This is a genomic window from Paraburkholderia sp. EG304 (assembly GCF_046543485.1).
GTDB lineage: Bacteria > Pseudomonadota > Gammaproteobacteria > Burkholderiales > Burkholderiaceae > Paraburkholderia > Paraburkholderia youngii.
Map to the genome: position 1 here is coordinate 1 of NZ_JBKGUA010000441.1, position 255 is coordinate 255.

Consider the following 255-nt stretch of genomic DNA (forward strand, 5'->3'; position numbering starts at 1 on the left):
GGCCGGACCAGCCGGTGGCGATCTGCCTTGCGCGCAGTCCGGCGATGGTGGTGGGGCTGTTGGCGATCCTCAAGGCGGGGGGCGCGTATCTGCCGCTGGATCCGGCCTATCCGTCGGCGCGGCTGCGGCAGGTGCTCGAGGATGCGGCGCCGCCGCTGCTGCTGGCCGATGCGGCCGGCCGTGCCGCGCTGGGCTGCGACGCGCTAGCCGGTGTGAGCGTGGTGGATCTCGACACGGCAACGCCGGCCTGGGCGA

Annotated in this window: 1 protein-coding gene; it reads left to right on the plus strand. The window is 74.5% G+C overall.

Annotation, left to right across the window (positions count from 1 at the left end; all coding sequences use genetic code 11):
• The coding region (locus tag ACLFKU_RS44650; RefSeq protein ID WP_410853506.1) for an AMP-binding protein at positions 1 to 255 on the plus strand (255 nt) is incomplete at both ends.